The organism is Micromonospora globbae (genome assembly GCF_036184225.1).
Taxonomy (GTDB): Bacteria; Actinomycetota; Actinomycetes; order Mycobacteriales; family Micromonosporaceae; genus Micromonospora; species Micromonospora globbae.
The window spans coordinates 1,676,200-1,695,603 of the sequence record NZ_CP108084.1; the positions used below are offsets into that span (position 1 = coordinate 1,676,200).

A 19,404-nucleotide genomic window follows, 5' to 3' on the forward strand; every position below is an offset into this window, starting at 1 on the left:
ATGGTGGCACCCACCGACGGTGCGCTGGACCGGGCCGCGACGCGGACTCCCCGCCGTCGGCTCGCCGTCTGGCTGCGACGCGTCACCCGGACCGGGGCGGTCCGCACGCTCGGCCCGTTCGTGCCGATCGTCGTGCTGTGGTGGCTCGCCGCGGAGCTGGAGGTCTTCCCGGCCGCCTTCTTCGTCGGCCCGGACGCCGTGCTGACCGAGTTCCTCGACCTCATGCGCAAGGGGGTGCTGCCCGGCTACCTGTCGGACTCGCTCACCCGGCTCGCGTACGGGATCGGGTTCGGGCTGCTCATCGGCCTGCCGATGGGCTTCCTCGTGGCGATGTCGGCCTGGGCGCGGCGGCTCACGTGGCCGTTGCTGCTCTTCTTCCAGGCCATCGCCGACATCGCCTGGCTGCCCATCGTGATCGTGTGGTTCGGCTTCAGCCTGACCGCGGTGACGTTCGTGATCGTCTACACGATCGTCTTCCCGCTCGTCCTGGCCGTGGTGTCCGGGGTGGAGCAGGTCCCGCAGGAGTTGGTCCGCGCGGCGCGCAGCCTCGGCGCCGGCCGGTTCCGGGTCTTCGTGGAGGTCATCGTGCCCGGTGCGCTGCCGGCGGTGGCCGGCGGCATCCGCACGGGCCTGGGCTACGGCTGGCGCGCCCTGATCGCCGCCGAGATCATCGTCGGGACCAGCGGCGTCGGCTTCATGATGTTCGACGCCCGCCGCGTCGGCGACGTCTCGGAGGTGTTCCTGGGCATGATCGTTCTCGGCGTCCTGTGGTACGCGATGGACGCCCTCGTCCTGGCTCCGTTCGAACGGGCCACCGTGGAGCGTTGGGGAATGGTGCGACAAGTGGAGGCCGGCAGGTGACCGCGCTCGAGATCAGTGGGCTCGCCAAGGAGTACGTCGACAGCTACAGCGGTGACCGGGTGACCGCGATCGGCGAGGTGACCTTCACCGTCGAGGAGGGGGAGTTCGTCTCGATCCTCGGCCCCAGCGGCTGCGGCAAGACGACGGTCCTCAACATCATCGCGGGGTTCGTGGAGCAGACGGCCGGCACGGTGAAGGTCGGCGGCCGGGTGGTCGACGGTCCCGGGCCCGACCGGGGCGTCGTCTTCCAGAACCACGCCCTGTTCCCCTGGAAGACCGTGCTGGGCAACGCGGCCTTCGGCCTGCGGATGAAGGGGATTCCCGCCGCCCGGCGCCGGGAGATCGCGCTGGAGCACCTGGAGCTGGTGGGGCTGGCGGGCTTCGAGAACCGGTATCCGCACGAGCTGTCCGGCGGCATGCGGCAGCGGCTCGGCGTCGCGCGGGTGCTCGCCAACGAACCGGCGGTCATGCTCATGGACGAGCCCTTCGCGAGCATCGACGCGCAGACCCGGCGCAAGCTCCAGGAGGACCTCACCCGGGTGTTCGAGCTGCGCCGGCCGACGGTCTTCTTCGTCACCCACGACATCGACGAGGCCGTGTTCCTCTCCGACCGGGTGGTCGTGCTCTCCCGCCGGCCGAGCCGGGTCCGGGAGATCGTGACCGTCGACCTGCCCCGGCCGCGCGACTGGCAGGGCACCACGGCGCTTCCGGAGTTCCGCGAGATCGCCAACCACATCACGGCGCTGCTGTCGGAGGGGGGTGACCGTGAGGGACCGGAGCTCACCGCTGCGTAGGGCGTGGCGGGTCCGCACCCTCCGCCGGGTCGTCGTCGTCCTGGTCCTCGTGCTGGCCTACCAGGCGTGGCTGGCGATCCAGGCGTCCGGCAAGGTCGCCGAGGGTGTCGGCGAGCGGCGCGACGCGCGGGGACGGTTCACGGTGTCCGTCGAACTCGGTTTCGCCCCCGAGCGCTACCACATCCTGGAGCTGCAGAAGCACGGCCGGATCGCCGGCACCGACGGCAACACGGTCCGGCTGCGGTCGGTGTCCGACGCCGGTGTGGACGCGCTGGCGAGGGAGTACTGGATCGAGCGGATCGCCCCCGCGCGCTGACGGTGCCGTCCGCCGCGTGGGCGGTCACCGCAGCGCGGACCAGAGGGCGACGCCCAGCGCGACCAGCAGCCCGACGACGGCCTGGAGCAGCAGCGGCGGGCCGAGGTGCGTCCAGAGCGTCGCGGTCCGCGGGGTCAGCAACTGGCCGGTCGTGAGGTTGACGATCCGCTCGATCCGTGGCGGCAGCTCCGGGTCGCGTTGCGGACGCAGGGTCAGCTGGACGTGGTCGGCGGGGTGCAGCGCGCTCTGCGGCAGGTGCCCGTGCAGCTCGACCTCGCAGAGCCGGCCGGCGCCGTCGCGCAGCCGCAGCGGGGTGACGAGGTACTCCGGGCCCTTGCGCAGCTGTTTCCAGCTCCGGCGACCGCCACCGCCGGAGCCGGGCAGGATCGCGCGCGCCAGCAGCCGCAGCAGCGCGCCCACGCCCGCCGCGGCCAGCACCACCACCAGCACCGGCTGACTGACCGGCAGCTCCCGCGTGTACCCCTCCAGGAGCCGGACGACCCGGCCCGTGAGGATCCGTTCGGTGGGATGGGCGATCCGCCGGGTATCGAGTCCGCTGTCCATGGTCACCACCGAGAGTCCTGATCGGTTCACTCATGGTATCGACGTGTCGGGTTGAACGGCGTGAATGAAACCTGGTCACGCGCTCACGACCGGTCAGGTGACATCCGGGACGGCACGGGTAAGCGCAGGGCCGAGCTGGAAAGGGGTCGAGCATGCAGCTGTCCTTCCTGCGCCCGCTCTACGACCGCCCCGGGCCGTGGTGCTCGGTGTACCTGGACGCGTCGGCCGACACGCACGACGCCCACCCGGCCCTCGACCTGCGCTGGCGCGCACTCCAGGGCCAACTCACCGACCAGGGCGCGGACGAGCCCACCGTCGCCGCACTCGACCGGGTGGTGCGCGGGCACGACCCGATGCCGGGGGACTACGGCCTCGCCGTCTTCGCCACCCGCGGGCGGGTGGTGCTCACCGAGTACCTCTCCGCGCCGCCACTGCGCGACCTCGCCTCGTACGCGCCGCTGCCGCACGTGATGCCGCTGCTCGCCCAGCGCGGCGAACAGGTGGCCTGGGTGCGCGTCCTGGCCGACCGCACGGGCGCGGACGCCATGGCGGTCAGCGCCGGTGGCGTGCCGCGGCGGGCCAGCGTGGTCGGGCGCGAGGAGCACCAGCTGCGGCGGGTGCAGCCCGGCGGCTGGTCGCAGTCCCGTTACCAGCGCGCGGCCATGGAGGCCTGGCACCACAACGCCGGCGACGTCACCGCCGCGACCGTCGAGCTGGCCGAGCGGGTCGGCGCGGACGTCGTGGTGGTGGCCGGCGACGTACGCGCCACCGGCATGATCGCCGCGCAGATGCCGCCGCGCTGGCAGGACGTCGTGGTCCGCACCGACGCTGGCTCCCGCGCGGGCGGCGCCGACCAGACCCTCCTGGACGACCTGACGGTGCAGACCATCGCCGAGGTGGCCGACCAGCGCATCGCCGCCACCCTGGACCGCTTCGGCATGCAGGAGGACGTCGGCGCCGGCCTGGACGCGGTGGTCTCCGCGTTGCAGCGCAACCAGGTGGAGAACATGCTGATCGTGGACGACCCCTCCGCCAACGGGGAGCTGTGGATCGGGCCCGAGCCCACCGAGATCGCCGTCGACCCGGGGCAGCTGAGCGCCATGTCGGTCGACGACCCGCAGCGGGTACGGGCCGACGCGGCGCTGGTGCGCGCGCTGGTCGGCACCGACGCGGAGCTGACCGTCCTCGGCCCCGACGAGGCGCCGGAGCTGACCGACGGGGTCGGCGCCGTGCTGCGGTACGTCGACGCGAGCACCCCGGGGCGGGGCAATGGCTGAGCGGACCGCCGCCGACCTGGTGGTCGAGCGGCTGCGCGCCTGGCGGGTGCCGCGGGCGTTCGGCTACCCCGGCGAGGCCATCGCACCGGTCGTCGCGGCGCTCGACCGCGCCGGCGGCGACCCGGAGTTCGTTCCCGCGCGGCACGAGGAGACCGCCTCCTTCATGGCGACCGGGCACGCGAAGTTCACCGGCGAGATGGGGGTCTGCCTGGCCACCCAGGGGCCGAGCGCGGTGCAGTTGCTCAACGGCCTCTACGACGCCAAGCTGGACAGCAAGCCGGTGGTCGCCATCGTCGGCGAGGACGTCGCCGGGCCGCTGGGCGGCGCGCATCAGGAGATCGGCCTGAGCCGGCTCTTCGCCGACGTGTGCAACCAGTTCGTCCACTACGCCCGCAGCGCCGGCCAGGTGCCGACCCTGCTCGACCAGGCGTTCCGGACCGCCGCGGCCACCCGCAGCCCGGTCTGCGTCGTGCTGCCCCGGGCCGTGCAGGAGGCGGCCGTGCCCGACCTCCAGTCGCACGCCGCCGGGGTGATCACGGCGACGCCCGGCGAGCCGCTGGCGCGCGTACTGCCGCACGAAGTGGACCTGGCGGCCGCCGCTCAGCTGCTGGAGACCGGCTCGCGCGTGGCCGTCGTCGTCGGCCAGGGCGCCCGGGACGCGGCGGACGAGGTCCTCGCGCTCGCCGACCGTCTCGGCGCCGGTGTGGCCAGCTCGCTCCTGGGCAAGCCCGTGCTCGACGAGCGGCTGCCGTTCCACGCCGGCGTCCTCGGCGAGGTCGGCACGCGGGCCGCCGCGGAGCTGATGGGCGGCTGCGACCGGCTGCTGCTCGTCGGCACCAACAACCCGTGGACGGGCTACCTGCCGATGCCCGGTCAGGTGCGGACCGTGCAGATCGACATCGACGGCCGCCGGATCGGCAGCCGCTACCCGGTGGACGTCCCGCTCGTCGGTGACGCCGCCGAGACGCTGCGCGCGCTGCTGTCCCGGCTGCCGGACCGGCCCAACCCGCGGTGGCGGGCCACGGTCGAGAACTCGGTGGACCGGTGGCGGCGCGAGCTGGCCGACCAGGCCGCCGCCCCCGCCGAGCCGGTGAACCCACGGCTCGTGCTCCAGGAACTCTCCACGCGGATGCCGCGCACCGGCTCGGTGGCGGTCGACGTCGGCTCGGTCATCTACTGGTACGCCCGTCACCTGGAGCTGCCGCCCGGTGTGAACGCGCAGCTGTGCGGCACGCTCGGCTCGATGGGCTGCGCCCTGCCGTACGCGGTCGCCGCGAAGCTGGCCGCGCCGGACGAGCCGGTGCTCGCGCTCGTCGGCGACGGTGCCATGCAGCTCAACGGCCTCGCCGAGCTGATCACCGTGGCGAACCACTGGTCGCGGTGGCGCGACCCGAGGCTCGTGGTGCTGGTGCTCAACAACCGCGACCAGTCGGGCACGGGCGGCGGACGGCAGCCGGTGCACGATCCCGCACGGCGGCGCCCGGACGTGCCGTACGCCGGCTGGGCCCGGCTGCTCGGGCTGCACGGCGTACGCGTGGACCGCCCGGAGCTGGTCGGCGCCGCCTGGGACGAGGCCCTGGCCGCGGACCGGCCGTGCGTCGTGGAGGCGGTGGTCGACGCCCGGGTCCCGCTGTCGCCTCCGGAGCCGGCCTTCGCCGACCTGCGCGGCGTGTTCGCCGACGGCGACGCCGCCCGTCGGGTCCGTGAGCAGGTCGACCGGCAGCTCTCCGTGGCCGCGGAGGATCTGGTCTAGCGGTCGGCCGAGCCCGTCGTCCAGGCGGCTCTGGCGTGTCGACGCCGGCGGCACCCGGGCCCGGGTGCCCCGGACGGCCCCGGTGCCGCCGAGGTGCGTCGTCCCGCGCGTGGCGGCCCGGGCCTCGTCGTGCCCGGCGCTCGTCGCGGGGCGCGTCCGCCACCACCGGGGACGCCCCGCCCCGCGCGACCACCGGCGTCGTGGCGCGCGCGTCCCCGAGCCGCGCTCCCGTCTGGGGGACGCCCGGCAGAACCGGCCTCATCGGCGGGGTTGGTCGTCGTCGCGTGGTCCGGTCGCCGTGGGCGACCCGTCCCCGGACCGCGTCAACCGTCCGGGACCGGCGAAGCGTCCCCCATCAGCGGAATGGTCCCGACAGGTGGGGGAGGGCCCGTTTGAACCCCATCCGGACGGGAAGCCGGGCCGCGTGGTGAGCGAACGAGGCAAGGTGGGGCCGGTGCGCAAGATGCGCGAGGGGCTCGTGGCGGCCGACGCCGGGCTGGCCGGCGACCGGGTCGTGGCGGCCGGCAGTACCGCCCGCGTCCTGGTCGCCGCCACGGCCCGCGCGCTGCGCGGCATGGACTGCGCCGATCTGGGACATCCGGGGCCGGTGTCCCGGTTCCCCGGCGCGCCGGACCCGGTCCGCCGGGCGGCGGCGACGCGGGCGGCGGGCCGCGTCGCGCTCACGCCCGCGCAGGTCGCCGAGGTGGACGCGGAGCGGGTGGCGCGCTGGTTCGTCGACCAGTACCCGCGCCGCAGCTACGCGGGCGCGGTGCTCGGCTCTCCGCACGGCGCCGCCGCGCACCTCGCCGTCGCCCTCGGGGTGCCCTGGCTGCCCGCCGGCTTCGAGATGACCGCCCACTGGGCGCAGGGCGGGGTGGACCGACCCGGCGCCGCCCTGGAGCACGGGGCCGGACTCGCCGCGCGGCTGCTCGCCGGCAACGACGACCTGCACGTACGCCAGGTGCACTGCCCGGCGAGCCGAGGCGCGCTGGCCGGGGCCACCGTGCTGCTCGCGGCCCGCTGGCGGTCCCTGCCGGCCGCGTACCGGCGGTTCCTCACCGACCGGCTGGCCCCCGGCGCCCCGGTGCTGCTGCTGCGGGACGCGCGGACCTGGCCGGTGGTGGACCCCGGGCAGGGGCACAGCTTCCAGGTCGGCTGCCCCGGCAGCGGGCTGGACCCGGTGGACTTCCACCCGGACAGCCACACCCTGCGCCAGGTGCTCCGCTCCGCGGGCGGTGACGCCGCCCGGTGGGAGCCACCGCAGGTCTCGTCGCCCTCCGGGTACGCCGAGCACGGCGTGGAGTCCGGTTTCGAACTCAGCGCCCGGGACTGGGCCGGGCGGGCCGGTCGCCGCCTGCACCGGGTGCTCTTCCCGCGGCCGGAGGCGCTGAGCGCGGCAATCGCCGACCTGTACCGGCGGTGGCTGCGCGCCGCGGGGAAGACGGGGGACCGGTTGGTGGTGGAGTGCGGGCGGCTGCTCGACCCGTGGCAGGTGGTGCGCGCGGGGATGGTGCCGTACTGGTGCGAGAACGCCACCCGGCGCAGCGTCGAGGGGGTCGAGTGGTGGCTCGCCGGCAGCGAGCCGTTCAGCTCGGTGGACGTGCTGCCCGAGCCGCCGGGGGTGCGGTCGCCGGCGCTCGCCGGACTGCCGCAGTGGCTCGCGGTGGCCGGGTTCGGCCGCCGGCGGCGGGCCCTGGACCGCACCTCCGCCCGGGGTTACCCGGTCACCTCGGTGCCCACCCGCCGGGCCACGGAGGTACTCCGCGCCCAGCCGTACGACCTGCCGGTGCCGCCCCCGCTGACGGCTGCCGAGGCCCTGGAAGCGCTCCGCGACAGCGGCACCCACCAGGGGTTGCTGGTCTCTTGAGGGGAGCCTAGCGAAACATCCTCGCGAACCCGGGATCCCGTGATTGAGTACCTACGGAGCGGGAACATCGCTGGCTGCGATGGACTGATCACGTTGCGCAGCGTATCGTCGCCCGCTGGCGTCCCAGCCACGTAACCCACTTCCGGCCCGGTGCGTGGCCCGACCACGCGCACGACCGGTTTCCCAATCCGGGCGGGGGACCTTCCTGAGGGAGGCGCGGATGTTCGGACAGACCACCACAAGCACACCACCACCGACCGAGCGGGGCCTGGAGGACCTCGACGCGGCCGCCCTGGCGTACGCGGCGCGGATCCAGGGACTTCCACCCGAGCGGCGGCAGGAGGCCCGTGACGACCTCGTCCGGTTCGCCCTGCCGTTCGCCGGCCGGCTCGCCCGCCGGTACCGGGGGCGCGGTGAGCCGCTGGAGGATCTGGAGCAGGTGGCCCGACTGGGGCTGGTCAACGCCGTCGACCGGTACGACCCGGAACGGGGCTCGTTCACCGCGTACGCGGCGATCACCATCGTCGGCGAGATCAAGCGGCACTTCCGCGACCGCACGTGGGGCGTGCACGTGCCCCGCCGGCTGCGTGACCTGATCCTGGAGGTGGGCCAGGCCACCGCGGCGCTCACGAGCGAGCTGTCCCGGGCGCCGTCCGTGGCCGAGCTGGCCGAACGGCTGGAGACGCCGGAGGAGGAGATCCTCGCCGCGCTCGAGTCGGCCGCCGGCTACAGTCCCGCCTCGCTGAACGCGCCGGTCGGCGGGGAGAGTTCGGCCGAGTTCGGCGACCTGGTGGGCGAGTCGGACAACGCGCTGGAATCCGTCGACGACCGGGTCACCGTGAGCGGTCTGCTGCACCGCCTGCCCTGGCGGGAGCGGCGCATCCTCGCCATGCGCTTCTACGGCAACCAGACGCAGGCGGAGATCGCCGCCCGCTTCGGCATCTCGCAGATGCACGTCTCCCGGCTGCTGTCGCGCGCGTTGACCTGGCTGCGCCAGGCGATGCTCGCCGACACACCGCCGCCCTGGCAGAACGGCGCCGCCGAGGAGCCGGCCAAGCCGCGCATCTCCGTACGGCAGAACGGCGACCGCGTGGTCGTCGAGGTCGGCGGCGACGTCGACCGGGACGGCGCGGACCAGCTGCGACGGGCCATGCTGGAGGCCGTGACGGGCCAGCCGAGCGAGGTGGTGGTCGACCTCGTCGGCGCCGGCGGGGTCGACGCCGGCGGGATCGCCGCGCTGGTGGCCGGCCGGGACGCGGCGGCCCGCACGGGCGTGCCCCTGCGGCTCACCCGCGTGCAGCCGGCGGTGCGCCGCTCGCTCACCGCGGCCGGCCTCGCACCGGCCCGCGACTGAGCCACGACCGACGCGGGGCCGGGCCCGCCCGGCCCCGCCGTCGGCCGGTCGACGGCGACCGCGGGCGGGCGCCGTCCACCCACACCGGCGCGGGGCCGGCACCCGGAGAGGGTGCCGGCCCCGCGGCCGTCGTGCCGTCGCGTCACTCGGGCGGGTCGCCGTGGCTGCGCGGGTGCCGCCACTCGTCGTTCTCCTGTGGTGCGCGCTGGGCGCCCAACCGGGTCTCCTCGGGCTCGTCGGTCTCCTCGAAGCTGGGCCGGCGGACGTGCTCCGGGTCCGGCACGTTGACCGGGCGGGCGCCGGACTGCGGCGCCGGGGTGTACTCGGTCGCCTCGCGCGGGCCGTGCGCGCCCTCGGCGGCCGGGGACTCGGGCACCTTGCGGACGTGGCGCATCTCCTCGCGGAACTCCTGCGGCGGCCGGGTGGTGCGCTGCGGGAGGTCGCGGCCGAGGTCGGCGACGACGGGGCCGTACTTCGCGTCGAACGCGGGCCGCTCGGAGCGGATGCGGGGCATCCGGTCGAAGTTGCGCAGCGGCGGCGGGCAGGTGGTGGCCCACTCGAGCGAGTTGCCGTAGCCCCAGGGGTCGTCGACCGTGACCATGGCCCCGTACCGCCAGGACTTCCACGCGTTGTAGATGAAGAACAGCGTGGAGAAGCCGAGCACGAACGCGGAGATGGACGAGATGGTGTTCAGCGTGGTGAAGCCGTCGGTGGGCAGGTAGTCGGCGTACCGCCGCGGCATGCCCTCGTTGCCGAGCCAGTGCTGCACGAGGAACGTGCCGTGGAAGCCGAGGAACATCGTCCAGAAGTGGACCTTGCCGAGCCGCTCGTCGAGGAGCCGCCCGGTGAACTTCGGCCACCAGAAGTAGAAGCCGCCGAAGAGCGCGAACACCACGGTGCCGAACAGCACGTAGTGGAAGTGCGCGACGACGAAGTACGTGTCGTGGGTGTGGAAGTCGACCGGCGGGGCGGCCAGCTGCACGCCGGTGAGGCCGCCGAGCAGGAAGGTGACGAGGAAGCCGATGGCGAACAGCATCGGCGTCTCGAACGTGATCTGCCCCTTCCACATGGTGCCGATCCAGTTGAAGAACTTCACGCCGGTCGGCACGGCGATGAGGTAGCTGAGGATGCTGAAGAACGGGAGCAGCACCTGGCCGGTGGCGAACATGTGGTGCGCCCACACGGTCATCGACAGGAAGGTGATCGCCATGGTGGCGAGCACCAGACCGGTGTAGCCGAAGATCGGCTTACGGGAGAAGACCGGGATGATCTCGGTGATGATGCCGAAGAACGGCAGCGCGATGATGTAGACCTCGGGGTGGCCGAAGAACCAGAACAGGTGCTGCCAGAGCATCGGCCCGCCGGTCGCGGCGTCGTAGACGTGGGCGTTGATCAGCCGGTCGGCCGCGAGGGCCAGCAGCGCCGCGGCGAGCAGCGGGAAGACCAGGATCACCAGCACGCTGACGAAGAGCATGTTCCAGGTGAAGATCGGCATCCGGAACATGGTCATGCCGGGGGCGCGCAGCGTCAGGATCGTGGTGATCATGTTGACCGCGCCGAGGATCGTGCCCAGGCCGGAGACGACCAGCCCGAGCACCCACAGGTTCGCGCCGACGCCGGGGGAGTGCTCCACGTCGCTCAGCGGCGTGTACGCGGTCCAGCCGAAGTCGGCCGAGCCGTTCGGCGTCGCGAAGCCACTGATCACCATGAGGCCGCCGAACAGGAACAGCCAGTAGGCGAGCGCGTTGAGCCGGGGGAACGAGACGTCCGGCGCGCCGACCTGGATCGGCACGATGAAGTTCGCGAAGCCGAACGCCGCGGGGGTGGCGAACAGCAGCAGCATGACGGCGCCGTGCGAGGTGAACAGCTGGTTGTACTGCTCCGGCGACAGGAACTGCATCCCGGGCCGGGCCAGCTCGGCGCGCATCAGCATCGCCTCCAGGCCGGCCACGAGGAAGAACCCGAACGAGGTCAGCAGGTAGAGGATGCCGATCTGCTTGTGGTCGGTGGTGGCCAGGAACCGGATGAGCGAGGACCCGGGGAGGGACTTGCGGAGCGGCCCGGGGTACCCGCCGAAGCGGGCTGGCGCCAGGATCGCCGGTCCCCGATCTCGGCCTGGCTCCGTCGTCACCCGCTCGGGCATGGCTCTCACCTCATGGTCGGCACAAGGGGACGGGCGTGCCTACCCGACCCGCTCCCTATGAAACCAGGCCGAAGGGGTAAATCTGCTCAATTCGCGGTGCCGGTCAGTTCACCGGCAGCATGGCCCAGACCGCCTTGCCGTCCCCGACGGGCGCGCTGCCCCAGCGCTGGGCCAGCTCCCGGACGAGCAACAGGCCACGGCCGCCCTCGGCGCGCGGCTGGGGCGCGCGGGCCTGCACCGACCTGCGGCACCCGTCGACCACCGCGAGATGCAAATACGGCGGCCGCAGCGTCAGCGTCACCTGCATCGGTGTGCCGGCGTGCCGGACGACGTTGGCGACCAGCTCGCTGAGGACCACCGAGGCGGGCCCGGCCACCTCCGGCAGGTTCCACCGGGCGCAGGCGTCCCGGACCAGCTCCCGAGCGCGTCGGCACGCCTCGGCCACCGGCTCCAGGCGGGCGCCCAGCCGGGGCGCGACCGCGGCCCGGGCCGCGCGGGTCGCCTCGTCGCAGTCCCGCCGCACCGGCACCACCCGGCAGGTGGTCGACTCGGCCAGCCACCGCGCGGCGGGCGGCGGCGGGGCGCACAGCACCACGGGCACGGCCGGCCACTCCTCGGCGCGGCGGGCCGCCGCCGCGAACACCGAGAGCGCCAGGCGGTCGCGGACGGCGACCCCGCCCAGGTCCACCACGAGGGCGTCGGGCTGCGCGGTGAGGCACGCGTCCAGCGCCCGGTGGACCGCACGCATCGTGCCCAGGTCGAGCGTCCCGTCGAGACGGACGACGGTGACCGGCGAACCCTCGCGCACCTCGCAGGTGATCCGGCTCGACATCAGGACCTCTTCGCGTCTCGTCGGTGGGACTCAGGAACTACCCCCCGCCCCGACCGACGAAACCGGCCTCACGCGAGCCGCCCTCGCGCTCCCGGGATCGGAGCGCGACGGCGCCGCGGCCGAGCGTGCCCGCGTCCGCGCGGGCTCGGCTCAGCGGCGTCGGCCGGTCAGCGCCCCGAGCGCGATCATGATCACGCCGAGTCCCAGGTGCAGCCAGTTGTCCGCGGCGTTGAGCGGCAGGACGTTCGCGCCGCTGTCGGCGTCGACGGCGAGCCCGTAGAGCCAGAGCACCAGGTAGATCGCGCCGCCACCGACCAGGTAGGTCCGGGCGCGGGTGACCGTCCGGGCCATGACGAGGCCGGCCACCCCGAAGGCGAGGTGGACGAGGTTGTGCAGCACCGAGACCTGGAAGGCGCCGAGCAGCGTGGCCCCGGAGTGGTGGCCGGCGAGGCGCAGGTCCCCGATGGGGTCGGTGACCCCGGGAACGAAGCCGAGCACGCCGACGATCAGGAAGACCACGCCCACGACACCGGCCGCCCGGCGTACCGGCGGCTTGCCGTCCGCCGGGTTGGCCCGGGCGCGGGAGTGGGCCATGGGTCCGGTCACCGCCGTCTCCTCCCTCTGCGGGCCTCGGCCGGGGCGCGGCTACCCGGGATCGGGACGGACAAACCGCGCCCGGCGGTGGCGGGGCGCCGGCGTCACGACGGACCCCCGGCCATGTCGAACGCCGTGAGGTGGGACTCCTCCCGCCAGGCCGGCCGGCGGGGCGTCGCGGCCAGCTTCCGGACCCGCTCGTAGAGGGTGAGGTACCGCTCGGCCATCACCGCCGGGGTGAACCGGGCGACCGCCTCGCGGCGGCACTCGTCCGGGTCGAGGACGCTCGCCGCGAGCACCAGCTCGCCCAGCTCCTCCTCGTCGGCGGTGAGCAGGCCGGTGCGGCCGTGCGCGACCAGCTCGGGCAGGCAGCCCCGGGCGATCCCCACCACCGGGGTGCCCAGGGCCAGCGACTCGACCACGGCCGTGCCGCCGGGCTCCTCCCAGCGCAGCGGGAACAGCGCCACCCGGGCGGTGGCCAGCAGGTCGTCGCGCTCCCGTCCGGCGACCGTCCCGACCCAGCGCACCAGGTCCCCGTCCACGTACGGCGCGACCTCCTCGACGAAGAAGCGGACGTCGGGGTTCTGACGGGCCTCCTCGCCGGCGGCGGCGAGGTCCTCCGGCCGGTGGTACGGGCCGACGGGGCCGGCGAGGACCAGCCGGAAGCCGACCCGGTGGGCGAGCCGGGCGCCGAGGTCCTGGCCCTTGCCCGGGTTGATCCGGCCGAGCACCACCACGTGGTCGCCCTTGGCGGGCCGGGGCCGGCGGTCGGCGTCCACGGCGAGGGGGGTGGACAGGTGCACGTGCCCGACCGAGTGGTCCCGCAGCGCCTGCGGCGCCCGCGCCAGCTGGGAGGCCGAGACGCCGTTGACCCGTACCCGGCCGCCGCCGTCGAGGGTCCCGTAGAGGGCGGGGTGCTTGGCCAGGTCCCAGTGCAGCGTGTGCAGCACGGGCGGGGCGTCGGCGCCCATCGCGGTGAGGGTGGCCAGGCCCACCGCCTCGACGTGGTCGTGCACCAGGTCGATGTCGTCGCGGGTGTGCAGCTCGCGGACGACGCCCGCCAGGTGCGCCTGCGCGACGCCGCAGACCTGGTTGTACGGCCGCTGGAGGGAGGCGAACTGGCCCTCGGGGAAGACCGACACCAGCTCGTCCACCGGCAGGGTGCTGTCGCCCACCGAGGCGAGCACCACCCGGACCCCGAGGCGCCGCAGTTCCGGCACCAGCGTCGCGATCACGTTCTCGATGCCGCCGTAGCCGGGCGGCGGCACCGACAGCCAGGGGCCGGCGTTCATCAGCACGGTGAGGCTCATCGCGCCCGCCTCCGTCCGTGGGCGCGGCGGGCGGTGGACGGCCGGCCGTTCACGCCGCCGCCATCCGCCGGCGCGGCACCCGGTGCCGCAGCTCCGCGAGGGGCGGACGTTCCTGGATGGACACGTCGCTCACCACGATCTCCCGCTCCAGGTTGGGCAGCGCCTCGGAGCCGCCGCGGCGGAACTGGGTCAGCAGCGGGGTCGGGTCCGCGCCCGGCGCCGCCCAGCCGCGGCGCTGCAACCGGGACCAGACGGTCAGCAGGATCTGGGCGGACATCCGCCCCAACGCCGCGGTGTCCTGGTGCCGGTGCTTGCGCTCGCCGAGGTCCACCTGCGCCAGCGCGTCCAGCCCGACCAGTTCGAGCAGGTCGATGAGCATGGCCGTCTCCACGCCGTAGCCGGAGACGAACGGCACCTGTGCGAGGACGTCGCGGCGGCCGGCGTACTCGCCGGCGAGCGGCTGCACGAATCCGGCGAGCTCCGGCCAGAACAGGTTGAGCAGCGGCCGGGCCATCAGCTCCGTCACCCGCCCGCCACCGTCCGGCTCCACGCTCGTCGCCCCGACCAGGGGCCGGTGGTAGAACCCCTTCACGAACTCGACCGACGGGTCGGTCAGCAACGGGCCGACCAGCCCGGTCACGAAGTGCGGGCGGAACTCCCGCAGGTCGGCGTCGACGAACGCCACCACGTCACCCTCGGCGGCGGCCAACCCCGCCCACAGGGCGTCCCCCTTGCCGGTCAGCCGGGGCAGCCCCCGGGTCATCGCGTCCTGGCTCACCACCTCGGCGCCCGCCGCCCGCGCGACCTGCGCGGTCCGGTCGGTGGACCGCGAGTCCACCACGATCAGCTCGTCAACGAGGGCGACCCGGTCCATGAGGTGCTCGCGGATGGTGGACACGATCGCACCGACGGTCGCCTCCTCGTTGCGCGCGGGCAGCACGACGCTCACCCGGCTCGCCCCCTTGGCCCGGACCAGCCGTCGGGCGTTCCACTCGGCGGCCGACGTGGTCCGGTAGGTGGCCCAGGCCTCCACCACCGGAGAGACGGTCGAATCACTTTCCCGCACGGGACACACCCCCAGATCGTGGCGGAAAACACGGCCTCGCATTTCCCAGTGCCGGCGTCGCGCTAACCGGATCATGCCTACCAGCTTGATCACGATTCGTGCCGCGTCGGGTTCCCTCATCGTGAACGTTTGGTTGCCCGGCCCCCGGGGGAGTGCTTGCGTCGATACACGAATCCCTGGCGGGAGAGGGCGGGTCGCATGCGTACGTGCCGGGTGGGACTGGTCGGTGCCGGCGGGGTGGCGCAGCGCCACGCCCGCGTGCTGTCCGGATTCGAGGACGTCGAACTGGTGGGGGTGACCGACGTGCGCCCCGCCGCGGCGGCGGCGCTGGCCGGCACGCACGGCGCCCGGACCTTCCGCGACGTCGACGAACTGCTCGCGGCCGGGCCGGACGCCGTGTACGTCTGCGTGCCGCCGTTCGCCCACGGCGCCGTCGAGGAGGCGGTCGTGGCCGCCGGGGTGCCGATGTTCGTGGAGAAGCCGGTCGCCGTCGACCTCGTCACCGCCGAGCGGATCGCCGACCTGGTCGCCCGGCGCGGGCTGCTCACCGCCGTCGGGCACCACTGGCGGTACCTGCCGGTGGTGCAGCACGCGCGGGACCTGCTCGCCGGCCGTACCGTGCGGATGGTCAGCGGCGCCTGGTGGGACAGGGTGCCGCCGGTCGACTGGTGGTGCCGGCGCGACGGCTCGGGCGGCCCCGTGGTCGAGCAGGCCGCCCACGTGCTCGACCTCGTCCGGCTGCTCGTCGGCGAGGCGACCGAGGCGACCGCGTACGGCGACGGGAGCCCCCCGCCGGTCGAGGGGGCCGACATCGACTCGGTCACGGCGGCCACCCTCCGCTTCGCCGGCGGGGCCGTCGGCACCCTGACCGCCGCCTGCGTGCTCGGCTGGAAGCACCGCGCCGGGGTGGAGATCCTCGCCGACGGGCTCGCGCTGACCCTGACCGAGGACGGCCTGCTCGTCTGCGACGGCGACGGGGAGCGGCGCCTGCCCGCCGACCCGGAGGCCGCCCGGGTGGCCGTCGACCGGGCCTTCGTCGACGCCGTCCGGGGCCTGGGCGACGACGTCCGCGTCCCGTACGCCGAGGCCCTGGCCACCCACCGGCTGGCGCTGGCCGTGGCCGACTCGGCCCGCGCCGGACGCCCCGTACGCCTCGACCAGCCGGCCCCGGCGACGCTCCCGGCCAGCGGGGTGACCGTCGATGCGTGACCGGGTCGTGGTCGTCGAGGGCCCCGGCCGCGTACGCGTGGTCGAGCAGGACGCCGGGCCGCTGCGACCCGGCACGTTCCGGGTCCAGACGCTGTTCAGCGGCGTCTCCGCGGGCACCGAACTCAGCTACGTCAAGGGCACCAACCCCTATCTCAACGTCACCTGGGACGCCGACCTCGGCCTGTTCCGCCCCGGTCCGCCGAGCAGCCCGTACCCGGTGACCCGGCTCGGCTACATGCAGGTGGGCCGGGTGGTCGAGAGCGCCACCCCGGCGGTCGCGGAGGGCGCGGTCGGCGCCATGACGTACGGCCACCGCACCGGCTGGGTGGCCGACCCGCTGGCCGAGCGGTTCGTGCCGCTCCCCGACGACCTGGACCCGCTGCTCGGCGTCTACGCCGCCCACATGGGCCCGATCTGCGCCAACGGGCTGCTGCACGCCGCCGCCGACCTGCACGGGAGCGACGTGCGCTCCCTCGACGACGGGGTGGCCGGCCGCCGCGTCGCCGTGGTCGGGTGCGGGGTCGTGGGCCTGCTCACGGCGCTGTTCGCCCGGCGGCACGGCGCGGCCTCCGTCGTGGTGCTCGACCCGACGCCGCAGCGGCGGCAGGTCGCCGAGGTGCTGGGGCTGGAGGCCCTCGACCCGGACGCCGACGACCCCGCCGTGGTGCTCAAGACCCGCTGGGCGCACGCGGCCGGCGACCGGGGCGCCGACGTGGTGTTCCAGTGCCGCGGCCAGGCGTGGGCCCTGCACCTGGCGCTGCGCCTGCTGCGGCCGCAGGGGACCGTGATCGACCTGGCGTTCTACCAGGCGGGCGCCGACGAGGTGCGCCTCGGGGAGGAATTCCACCACAACGGCCTCTCCGTCCGGTGCGCCCAGATCGGGCGGGTGCCCCGTGGTCTCGCTCCCACCTGGGACCGGGAACGCCTCTCGGCCGCGACCGTCGACCTGCTGCGGGACGACGGCGACGCGATCGGGAAGCACCTCGTCTCGGCGGTGGTGCCGTTCGACGAGGCGCCCGCCGTGCTGACCGACCTCGCCGCCCGGCGGCGCCACGAGCTCCAGGTGGTGCTGGCGGTCTGAGGCGCCGGTCGGGCACCCGTGCCGACATGCCGACCGGGCGGGACGCGGAAGGCGGCCGAGTTCGCGTACCGTTGCGGCTCATGGGTGTGTCGCAACGGTTGAAGAGCAGGTTCCGGCGGTTCCTCCAGCGCCCGGGCACGACGGTGGACCTCGCGCCGCTGGAGAAGCTGCTGCCGGCGATCGCCGCGCGCGAGGACGACCTCGCGGCGCTGGACGACGCCGAACTCACCGAGGCCGCCGGCAAGGCCACCGGCTACGAGGAGATCTGCGCGATCGGCCGGGAGGCCGCCCGGCGCGGGCTCGACCAGCGCCCGTACGACGTCCAACTGCTCGGCGCGATGGCGCTGCTGTCCGGCAAGGTCGCCGAGATGGCCACCGGCGAGGGCAAGACGCTCACCGCGGCCATCGCCGCGTACGGGCACGTCCGGATGGGCAACGGGCCGGTGCACGTGCTCACCGTCAACGACTACCTGGCCCGCCGCGACGCCCAGTGGATGGAGCCGGTCTACACCCTGCTCGGCCTCACCGTGGGCTGGGTCAACGAGGCGTCCACCCCGCAGGAGCGCCGGGAGGCGTACGCCTGCGACGTCACCTACGTCTCGGTGAGCGAGGCGGGCTTCGACTACCTGCGCGACCAGCTCGTCACCGACATCGCCGACCGGGTCCAGCGGCCGCTGAGCACCGCCATCGTCGACGAGGCCGACTCGATCCTCATCGACGAGGCCCGGGTGCCGATGGTGCTCGCCGGCACGGTCCCCGGCGAGCAGGACCCGGTGCACACGGCCGCCGCCCTGGTGCGCGGCCTGCGCAAGGGCAAGCACTACACGGTGGCCGAGGACGGCCGCAGCGTGGCCTTCACCTCGGCCGGGCTCGCCGCCGTCGAGGCGAAGCTCGGCATCGACCTGTACGACGAGGAGAACGTCCAGCAGCTCTCGGCCGTGAACGTGGCGCTGCACGCCCACGCCCTGCTGCACCGTGACGTGGACTACATCGTCCGCGACGGGTCGGTGGAGCTGATCGACGAGATGCGCGGCCGGGTCGCCCAGCGGCGGCGCTGGCCGGACGGGCTCCAGGCGGCCGTGGAGGCCAAGGAGGGCCTCGACGCGACGGCCGAGGGCGAGGTGCTCGGCACCATCGCCGTGCAGGCGTTCATCGGCCTCTATCCGAGGGTCTGCGGCATGACGGCGACCGCCGTCCTCGTCGGTGACCAGCTGCGCGAGTTCTTCGGCCTCGAGGTCGCCGTGATCCCGCCGAACACCCCGTGCATCCGCGAGGACGAGCCGGACCGCATCTACGCCACCCGGGCCGAGAAGGAGGAGGCGCTGATCGACGAGATCCGGCGCTGCCACGAGGTCGGCCGTCCGGTGCTGGTGGGCACGCTGGACGTCAAGGAGTCCGAGCAGCTCGCCGCCGGCCTGCACGCCGCCGGTGTGCCGTGCGCCGTGCTCAACGCCAAGAACGACGACGAGGAGGCGGCGATCATCGCCGAGGCCGGCGCGTTCGGCGCGGTGACCGTCTCCACGCAGATGGCCGGCCGGGGCGTCGACATCCGGCTGGGCGGCAGCGACCAGGCCGACCGGGAGCGGGTGGCCGCCCTCGGCGGCCTCTACGTGATCGGCAGCGGCCGGCACGACAGCCGCCGGGTCGACGACCAGCTGCGCGGCCGGGCCGGCCGCCAGGGCGACCCGGGCGGCTCGGTGTTCTTCGTCAGCCTCGAGGACGACCTGGTGGTCCGCCACGCCGCCGACGTGGTGCCGCCGTCGCCGCGGATGCACGCCGACGGCCTGGTCACCGACGAGCAGGTCGACTACGCGGTGGAGCACGCCCAGCGGGTCGCTGAGGGCGTCGACCACGAGATCCACCGCAACACGTGGCGCTACAGCGTGGTCATCGAGCAGCAGCGCAAGGCCCTCGCGGAGCGGCGGGAGCGGCTGCTCACCACCGACGTGGCGGCGCTGATGCTGCTGGACAAGGTGCCGGAGAAGGCCGGCGAGATGGACGAGGACCTGCTCTGCCGGGTGGCGCGGTCGATCGCGCTCTACCACCTCGACCGGCTCTGGGCCGAGCACCTGGCCGAGCTGTCGGAGGTCCGCGAGGGCGTGCACCTGCGCGCGCTGGGCCGGCTGGACCCGCTGGACGAGTTCCACCGGGCCGCGGTCCCGGCGTTCAACGCGTTGATCCCGGAGATCGAGGCGCGCACCATCGCCACCTTCACCGAGACCGAATTCGATGAGGACTGGGAGCCGGACGAGGCCGCGCTGGTCCGCCCGAGCGCCACGTGGACGTACCTCGTGCACGACAACCCGTTCGGCTCGGAGCTCGACCGGCTGATCGCCTCGGTGGGCCGCCGGCTCACGGGCGCGTCCCGCTGACGTCACCCGGG

General features: G+C 74.4%; 16 protein-coding genes. 10 read left to right on the forward strand and 6 right to left on the reverse strand.

The window, feature by feature from the left end; translation table 11 throughout:
• Genes OG994_RS07405 through OG994_RS07415 form a run of 3 tightly spaced genes read left to right on the forward strand, consistent with a single transcriptional unit; the run spans position 1 to position 1,971 of the window.
• Entirely contained in the window at positions 1-861 is an 861-nt protein-coding gene (locus OG994_RS07405; RefSeq protein WP_120327089.1) for an ABC transporter permease, read from the forward strand.
• The gene (locus OG994_RS07410) at positions 858-1,655 is read left to right on the forward strand and encodes an ABC transporter ATP-binding protein (protein WP_328852630.1); all 798 of its coding nucleotides are present in this window, start codon (positions 858-860) and stop codon (positions 1,653-1,655) included. Before OG994_RS07405 ends, OG994_RS07410 begins: the two co-directional genes overlap by 4 nt.
• Complete coding sequence (locus OG994_RS07415) at positions 1,627-1,971, forward strand: hypothetical protein (RefSeq protein ID WP_328852631.1); 345 nt, start codon at positions 1,627-1,629, stop codon at positions 1,969-1,971. The genes OG994_RS07410 and OG994_RS07415 overlap by 29 nt, the downstream gene beginning before the upstream one ends.
• A gap of 24 nt (positions 1,972-1,995) precedes the next feature.
• Here the strand turns inward: OG994_RS07415 and OG994_RS07420 are convergent, their stop codons facing one another.
• Positions 1,996-2,544 carry a hypothetical protein gene (locus OG994_RS07420; RefSeq protein WP_120326942.1) on the reverse strand — a complete coding sequence of 183 codons (549 nt, stop codon included), beginning with the start codon at positions 2,542-2,544 and terminating at the stop codon, positions 1,996-1,998.
• Between the two features lie 143 nt (positions 2,545-2,687).
• Here OG994_RS07420 and OG994_RS07425 point away from each other — a divergent pair, with 143 nt between their 5' ends.
• The 4 genes from OG994_RS07425 to OG994_RS07440 all read left to right on the forward strand — a co-directional run bounded on the left by OG994_RS07425 (position 2,688) and on the right by OG994_RS07440 (position 8,786).
• Positions 2,688-3,812 carry a baeRF2 domain-containing protein gene (locus tag OG994_RS07425; RefSeq protein ID WP_328852632.1) on the forward strand — a complete coding sequence of 375 codons (1,125 nt, stop codon included), beginning with the start codon at positions 2,688-2,690 and terminating at the stop codon, positions 3,810-3,812.
• Positions 3,805-5,565, forward strand: coding sequence for a thiamine pyrophosphate-binding protein (locus OG994_RS07430; RefSeq protein WP_120326944.1), 1,761 nt, complete (start codon positions 3,805-3,807; stop codon positions 5,563-5,565). Before OG994_RS07425 ends, OG994_RS07430 begins: the two co-directional genes overlap by 8 nt.
• A 463-nt stretch (positions 5,566-6,028) precedes the next feature.
• Entirely contained in the window at positions 6,029-7,432 is a 1,404-nt protein-coding gene (locus OG994_RS07435) for a hypothetical protein (protein WP_328853684.1), read from the forward strand.
• 220 nt (positions 7,433-7,652) lie between these two features.
• A complete protein-coding gene (locus OG994_RS07440) occupies positions 7,653-8,786 on the forward strand; it encodes a SigB/SigF/SigG family RNA polymerase sigma factor (RefSeq protein ID WP_120326945.1) in 1,134 nt (377 codons plus the stop codon).
• A 142-nt stretch (positions 8,787-8,928) separates the two neighbouring features.
• Here OG994_RS07440 and ctaD read toward each other — a convergent pair whose 3' ends face one another.
• The 5 genes from ctaD to OG994_RS07465 all read right to left on the reverse strand — a co-directional run bounded on the left by ctaD (position 8,929) and on the right by OG994_RS07465 (position 14,773).
• A complete protein-coding gene (gene ctaD, locus OG994_RS07445) occupies positions 8,929-10,929 on the reverse strand; it encodes an aa3-type cytochrome oxidase subunit I (protein WP_120326946.1) in 2,001 nt (666 codons plus the stop codon).
• A gap of 103 nt (positions 10,930-11,032) precedes the next feature.
• On the reverse strand, positions 11,033-11,761 hold the full coding sequence (locus tag OG994_RS07450) for an ATP-binding protein (RefSeq protein ID WP_120326947.1): 729 nt from the start codon (positions 11,759-11,761) through the stop codon (positions 11,033-11,035).
• 150 nt (positions 11,762-11,911) lie between these two features.
• Positions 11,912-12,367: a DUF4383 domain-containing protein gene (locus OG994_RS07455; protein WP_240032786.1), complete on the reverse strand. Its 456-nt coding sequence runs from the start codon at positions 12,365-12,367 to the stop codon at positions 11,912-11,914.
• 92 nt (positions 12,368-12,459) lie between these two features.
• On the reverse strand, positions 12,460-13,665 hold the full coding sequence (locus tag OG994_RS07460; RefSeq protein WP_120326948.1) for a glycosyltransferase: 1,206 nt from the start codon (positions 13,663-13,665) through the stop codon (positions 12,460-12,462).
• 49 nt (positions 13,666-13,714) lie between these two features.
• Positions 13,715-14,773 carry a glucosyl-3-phosphoglycerate synthase gene (locus tag OG994_RS07465; RefSeq protein WP_396844458.1) on the reverse strand — a complete coding sequence of 353 codons (1,059 nt, stop codon included), beginning with the start codon at positions 14,771-14,773 and terminating at the stop codon, positions 13,715-13,717.
• 156 nt (positions 14,774-14,929) lie between these two features.
• Here OG994_RS07465 and OG994_RS07470 point away from each other — a divergent pair, with 156 nt between their 5' ends.
• The 3 genes from OG994_RS07470 (at position 14,930) to secA2 (ending at position 19,393) form a co-directional block, all read left to right on the forward strand.
• Positions 14,930-15,940 carry a Gfo/Idh/MocA family protein gene (locus OG994_RS07470; protein WP_328852633.1) on the forward strand — a complete coding sequence of 337 codons (1,011 nt, stop codon included), beginning with the start codon at positions 14,930-14,932 and terminating at the stop codon, positions 15,938-15,940.
• The gene (locus OG994_RS07475; protein WP_328852634.1) at positions 15,933-17,021 is read left to right on the forward strand and encodes a zinc-binding dehydrogenase; all 1,089 of its coding nucleotides are present in this window, start codon (positions 15,933-15,935) and stop codon (positions 17,019-17,021) included. The genes OG994_RS07470 and OG994_RS07475 overlap by 8 nt, the downstream gene beginning before the upstream one ends.
• Before the next feature lie 80 nt (positions 17,022-17,101).
• The gene (gene secA2 / locus OG994_RS07480; RefSeq protein WP_328852635.1) at positions 17,102-19,393 is read left to right on the forward strand and encodes an accessory Sec system translocase SecA2; all 2,292 of its coding nucleotides are present in this window, start codon (positions 17,102-17,104) and stop codon (positions 19,391-19,393) included.
• Positions 19,394-19,404: the final 11 nt, after the last annotated feature.

Excerpts from the sequence above, each read along its gene's own strand:
- OG994_RS07465 (WP_396844458.1), bottom strand. The coding sequence starts at position 14,773 with ATGCGAGGCCGTGTTTTCCGCCACGATCTGGGGGTGTGTCCCGTGCGG.
- secA2 (WP_328852635.1), top strand. The coding sequence starts at position 17,102 with ATGGGTGTGTCGCAACGGTTGAAGAGCAGGTTCCGGCGGTTCCTCCAG.
- OG994_RS07475 (WP_328852634.1), top strand. The coding sequence starts at position 15,933 with ATGCGTGACCGGGTCGTGGTCGTCGAGGGCCCCGGCCGCGTACGCGTG.
- OG994_RS07430 (WP_120326944.1), top strand. The coding sequence starts at position 3,805 with ATGGCTGAGCGGACCGCCGCCGACCTGGTGGTCGAGCGGCTGCGCGCC.
- OG994_RS07450 (WP_120326947.1), bottom strand. The coding sequence starts at position 11,761 with ATGTCGAGCCGGATCACCTGCGAGGTGCGCGAGGGTTCGCCGGTCACC.
- OG994_RS07425 (WP_328852632.1), top strand. The coding sequence starts at position 2,688 with ATGCAGCTGTCCTTCCTGCGCCCGCTCTACGACCGCCCCGGGCCGTGG.
- ctaD (WP_120326946.1), bottom strand. The coding sequence starts at position 10,929 with ATGCCCGAGCGGGTGACGACGGAGCCAGGCCGAGATCGGGGACCGGCG.
- OG994_RS07405 (WP_120327089.1), top strand. The coding sequence starts at position 1 with ATGGTGGCACCCACCGACGGTGCGCTGGACCGGGCCGCGACGCGGACT.
- OG994_RS07440 (WP_120326945.1), top strand. The coding sequence starts at position 7,653 with ATGTTCGGACAGACCACCACAAGCACACCACCACCGACCGAGCGGGGC.
- OG994_RS07460 (WP_120326948.1), bottom strand. The coding sequence starts at position 13,665 with ATGAGCCTCACCGTGCTGATGAACGCCGGCCCCTGGCTGTCGGTGCCG.
- OG994_RS07435 (WP_328853684.1), top strand. The coding sequence starts at position 6,029 with ATGCGCGAGGGGCTCGTGGCGGCCGACGCCGGGCTGGCCGGCGACCGG.
- OG994_RS07470 (WP_328852633.1), top strand. The coding sequence starts at position 14,930 with ATGCGTACGTGCCGGGTGGGACTGGTCGGTGCCGGCGGGGTGGCGCAG.